Source organism: Saccharothrix coeruleofusca (genome assembly GCF_014648515.1).
Classification (GTDB): domain Bacteria; phylum Actinomycetota; class Actinomycetes; order Mycobacteriales; family Pseudonocardiaceae; genus Actinosynnema; species Actinosynnema coeruleofuscum.
This window is the reverse complement of sequence record NZ_BMRG01000001.1, coordinates 10,439-14,525: the sequence shown is the minus strand read 5'-3', so window position 1 is coordinate 14,525 and position 4,087 is coordinate 10,439. Positions and strand designations below refer to the sequence as shown.

Genomic DNA, 4,087 nt, shown 5'->3' with positions numbered 1-4,087 from the left:
CGGCGATCGCCGCATCGACAGCGCGGACGCGCTGGTGGCGGCGGTCCGCTCGCGCACCCCCGGCGACAAGGTGCAGCTGACCATCGGCACCGACCGCACCGTCGAGGTGACCCTGGGCAGCCAGCCCGCGCCCACCAACTGACCGGACCGCGAGGCCGCGCTCCGACGGGTGGCTCACCCGCCGGGGCGCGGCCTCGACACGTGCCGCACCGCGCCCACGACCAGGGCCGTCGCCCAGACCAGGCCCACGGCGGCCAGCAGACCGGCCCAGTACGGGCGGTCCAGCAGGCCGGGGTTGGCCGGGCCCGCGAACGGCCGCCACAGCAGCGGCACGGCCAGCAGGCCCAGCACCCCGGTCAGCACGGCCGCCGCCGCGACCGGTCCCCGCCACGGCCGGGGCAGTCCGCGGCCCACCAGCAGGCCGATCCCGCCCACCAGCGGCGCCACCAGCGCGTCGTGGACGACGGGACCGGCGAGCAACCACAGGCCGATGGCGGGCAGGTCCTGCGGCAGCAGCAGGAACACCCCCCACAGGCCGAACGCCACGCCGATCGCGCCCAGCACCAACCGCGTCATCGGACCTCCAGGCTGGTGACCCACTTCGTCTGCAGCACGCCCGGCCTGCTCGGGGCGATCAGCCTGCACGGGTAGCCGTGGTCCAGCGGCAGCGGCGCGCCGTCCAGCCGCAAGGCCAGCAGCGTCAGCGGGTCCGCCGCGTGCGCGGCGGGCAGCGTGCTCGCCCGGTACAGCCCGTCCCGCTCCAGCGACTCCACCCGCACGTCGCCGACCGGCAGACCGGCCAGCGCCAGCAGGTCGCGCACCGGCACGCCGGTCCACCGCGCCGAGGCGCTCCAGCCCTCGACGCACGCGATCGGCAGCTCGGCGCTGGTCTGCGGCAGCGCCGCCAGCTCGGCCAGCGAGAACTCCCGCGCGCCGACCCGCAGCCGCCACCCGTCGCCGACCCGCCGCACCCCGGCCGCCGCGGCGGTGCGGTTGACCGGCAGCGCCGCCGACCGGGTCGCCAGCACCGAGACCCGCCGCAGCCACGGCACCGACGCACCGGCCGTGGCCAGCACCGCGACCGCCACCGCGCCACCGGTGGCGAGCAGGAAACCGCGCCTGCTCAGCGTCGCGCGCCTGGGCTCGGGCGCCGCGCGCCAGAGCGGCAGCTTCACCGCGACGTGCACCAGCAGCGCGCCGACCGCCACCCACGCCACGGCGTAGTGGGCGGGTGGGAAGAAGAAGTCCCACGGGTAGTTCTGCGCGGCGCTGAACAGCCCGGTCACCAGCTCGAAGAACGCCGCGCCGACCAGCACCAGCACCGACCCGCGCTCCAGCGCGTGCCGGACCGACCCGACCACCGGCCGCTGGAACAGCCTGGGGTAGACGGTGTGCAGCTTGGCCAGCAGCAGCGGAATCGCCGCCACCCCGGACACCACGTGCACGCCCTGGGTGATCCGGTAGAGGCTCACCGGCCGCGTCGGCCAGGTGAACCAGCCGGGCGGGTGCTGCGCGGCGTGGCTGAGCAGGCCGGTGGCGAAGCACAGGCCGAACGCGACGCCCAGCCACAGCCCGACGCGCGCGGCGAGGTGGGGGTCGGACCTCCTCACGGCCGCACCACCTCCGCGAACCAGCGGCCGTCCCGCTCGACCACCCAGCCCGGCCGCAGCCCGGCCCGGCGGGCGGCGGCGGCCAGCGCGGCGGCGTCCAGCCGGGCCCAGTCGAACCACGGCCCGCCCGCGATCCTGGCCCGCTCGCGGCGCAGCCCGCACCCCGGCGGGTCCACCTCGACCAGCACGCTCCCGCCGCGGCGCAGCAGCTTCCCGGCCCGGCGCAGCAGCGCCACCGGGTCGCCGCCGATGCCGATGTTGCCGTCGGCCAGCAGCGCGTGCGACCACCGCCCCGCGCCGGGCAGCCTGCCGAACAGGTCGCGCCGCACGGCGGGCGCGCCGCGCGAGCGGGTCAGCGCGACGGCCACCGCGGAGCTGTCCACGCCCAGGGCCACCACGCCGCGCCGCACCAGCGCCGCGACCAGCCTGCCGGGGCCGCAGCCCAGGTCCACGGTCGGGCCGCCGCAGGCCCGCAGCAGCACCTCGTCGGCGGCGTCCGCCTCGCCCCGCCAGCGCCCGACCGGCAGCGGCACCCGCTCGTCGGCCAGCTCCAGCAGGCACTCGTGCCCGCGCAGGCCCGCGTCGAAGGCGGTCACCGCGCCGCCTCCCGCACCGCTTCGGCGAACCGGGTGCCGGGGAGGTTCCCGGCGACCGCGAGGGCGTCGTCGATGGTGTCCACATCGGACAGTGTCGGCAACATCCCGATCCCCTTGTCCCGCAAGGCCGACGCGGTTCGCACCCCGGTGTCGTTCCGGGACATCGGCACGTCTCGCAGCGCTCGGGCGCGGGTGGCGTCGCGCAGGCCCAGCGCCCACCAGCCGCCGTCCTCGGCGGGACCGAGCACGGCGTCGTGCTCGGCCAGCGCGCCGACCGACGAGTCCAGCAGCTCGGGGGTGACCTGAGGGGTGTCCATGCCGATCTGGAGCACCGGCAGCCCGTGCCGCCGCGCGGTGTCGGCATGCGCGTTGGCCAGCCGCTCGGCGAAGTCCGCGCCGCGCTGCGGCAGGACCAGGCAGCGCCGCAGGGCCGCCCGCAGCTCGGCCCGGCGGCACGCGGCCGACAGGTCCCCGGCCAGCGCGACCACCGGCCGCACCCCCGGCGTGCGCAGCACCGCGTCCAGCGTGTCCAGCAGGGCGGCGGCGGCGATCTCGGCGGCTTGACCGGGGGTGGCGGGCGGGGTCAGCCGCGTCTTCGCCGCACCGGGCACCGGGGCCTTGGCCACCACCAGCAGGCTCGCCCTCACCGCGACACCGCTCACCGCAGCACGCTTCACCGCAGCACCGCCGCCATGTCGCGCACGGCCCGCGCCGTGCCGCGCACCGAACCGGAGACCTTGGAGCGCGTCCCGGCCGCGCGCGGGCCGTAGCGCACGTCGCGCTCGACCACCCGCCACCCGGCCGCGTTCGCGCGCAGCAGCAGTTCCAGGGGATAGCCGAAGGCCCGGTCGGCCACGCCCAGCGCCAGCAGGTCACGCCGTCGGAACGCCCGCACCGGCGCGATGTCGCGCACCGGCAGCCCCCGGCGCCGCAGCAGGGCCGCCAGCAGCGCGTTGCCCGCCCGCGCGTGCCACGGCCAGCTCCCCGCCACCGGCACCCGCCTGCCCACCGCCAGGTCCGCGCCGTCCAGCAGCGCCACCAGCGCGGGCAGCTCGCCGGGGTCGAGCGAGCCGTCCGCGTCGAGCACGCACACCACCTCCGAGCGCGCCCGCTCGATCCCGGCGTGCACCGCCGCGCCGTACCCCGGCCTCGGCTCGTGCACCACCTCCGCGCCCAGCCGCCGCGCGATCCCGGCGGAGCCGTCGCGCGAACCGTTGTCCACCACCACAGGCCGGTAACCGGTGGGCATCGCCCCCAGCACACCCGGCAGCGCCGCCGCCTCGTCGAGGCAGGGGAGCACCACGTCGATCTCGTCCACGCCGCCAAGAGTGGTCCGCCGTGGACGTTGGAAAAGCGTTGTGGCGCTTACGGAATCGTGACGCCTCCGCAGTTCTTACAGACCTCTGACGAATCGCCCGCGCGACGGCCCCACGCGGGTCCGGGCCTCTACGGTGGGCGGGTGCTGCGCGTGCTGGCCGCCTCGGCCCTCGTCGTGCTGGCCGCCGCGGTCGGCGTGGCGCTGGACGACCACCTGGTGTTCGCGGGAGCGCCGCCGCTGTTCGCCTCCTGGCTGCCGCACGTCGGCGTCGGCACCCCGTTCGCGATCGTGGTGGCGGTGCTGGTGGTGGCGCGCGGCCCCGAGCTGGCGCAGCGCCTGCCGTGGCGCGGGGCGCTGCTCGCGGGCTACGCGGCGGCGGTGGCGTGGACGTTCTCCCTGGCCTTGGTCGGCGGCTGGGGGCGGGGGTTCGCCGACCGCCTGACTACCCCCGACGAGTACCTCAGCGAGGTGCCGGGGGTGACCGACCTCGGCGCGGCGCTGCGCGGGTTCTCCTCGCGCATCCTGGACTTCCAGCCCGACTCGTGGACCGTCCACGTCTCCGG

5 protein-coding genes and 1 pseudogene are annotated in these 4,087 nt (G+C 77.4%); 1 reads left to right on the top strand and 5 read right to left on the bottom strand.

Annotated elements, in window-relative coordinates:
- Positions 1-174: 174 nt before the first annotated feature.
- Genes IEZ00_RS00095 through IEZ00_RS00080 form a run of 5 tightly spaced genes read right to left on the bottom strand, consistent with a single transcriptional unit; the run spans position 175 to position 3,515 of the window.
- Positions 175-576, bottom strand: coding sequence for a hypothetical protein (locus IEZ00_RS00095; RefSeq protein WP_189220954.1), 402 nt, complete (start codon positions 574-576; stop codon positions 175-177).
- The gene (locus tag IEZ00_RS36060; RefSeq protein WP_229794831.1) at positions 573-1,610 is read right to left on the bottom strand and encodes a molybdopterin-dependent oxidoreductase; all 1,038 of its coding nucleotides are present in this window, start codon (positions 1,608-1,610) and stop codon (positions 573-575) included. Before IEZ00_RS36060 ends, IEZ00_RS00095 begins: the two co-directional genes overlap by 4 nt.
- A complete protein-coding gene (locus IEZ00_RS36055; protein ID WP_229794829.1) occupies positions 1,607-2,206 on the bottom strand; it encodes a class I SAM-dependent methyltransferase in 600 nt (199 codons plus the stop codon). Before IEZ00_RS36055 ends, IEZ00_RS36060 begins: the two co-directional genes overlap by 4 nt.
- A complete protein-coding gene (locus IEZ00_RS00085; protein WP_189220952.1) occupies positions 2,203-2,853 on the bottom strand; it encodes a TIGR04282 family arsenosugar biosynthesis glycosyltransferase in 651 nt (216 codons plus the stop codon). The genes IEZ00_RS36055 and IEZ00_RS00085 overlap by 4 nt, the downstream gene beginning before the upstream one ends.
- Positions 2,854-2,879: 26 nt before the next feature.
- On the bottom strand, positions 2,880-3,515 hold the full coding sequence (locus tag IEZ00_RS00080; protein ID WP_189221695.1) for a glycosyltransferase family 2 protein: 636 nt from the start codon (positions 3,513-3,515) through the stop codon (positions 2,880-2,882).
- Positions 3,516-3,665: 150 nt separating this feature from the next.
- Between IEZ00_RS00080 and IEZ00_RS36050 the strand changes: the two are divergent.
- A pseudogene (locus IEZ00_RS36050) lies at positions 3,666-4,087 on the top strand (hypothetical protein); the annotation flags it as partial.

Coding starts and splice junctions, on each gene's coding strand:
- IEZ00_RS00095 (WP_189220954.1), bottom strand. CDS start 576: ATGACGCGGTTGGTGCTGGGCGCGATCGGCGTGGCGTTCGGCCTGTGG.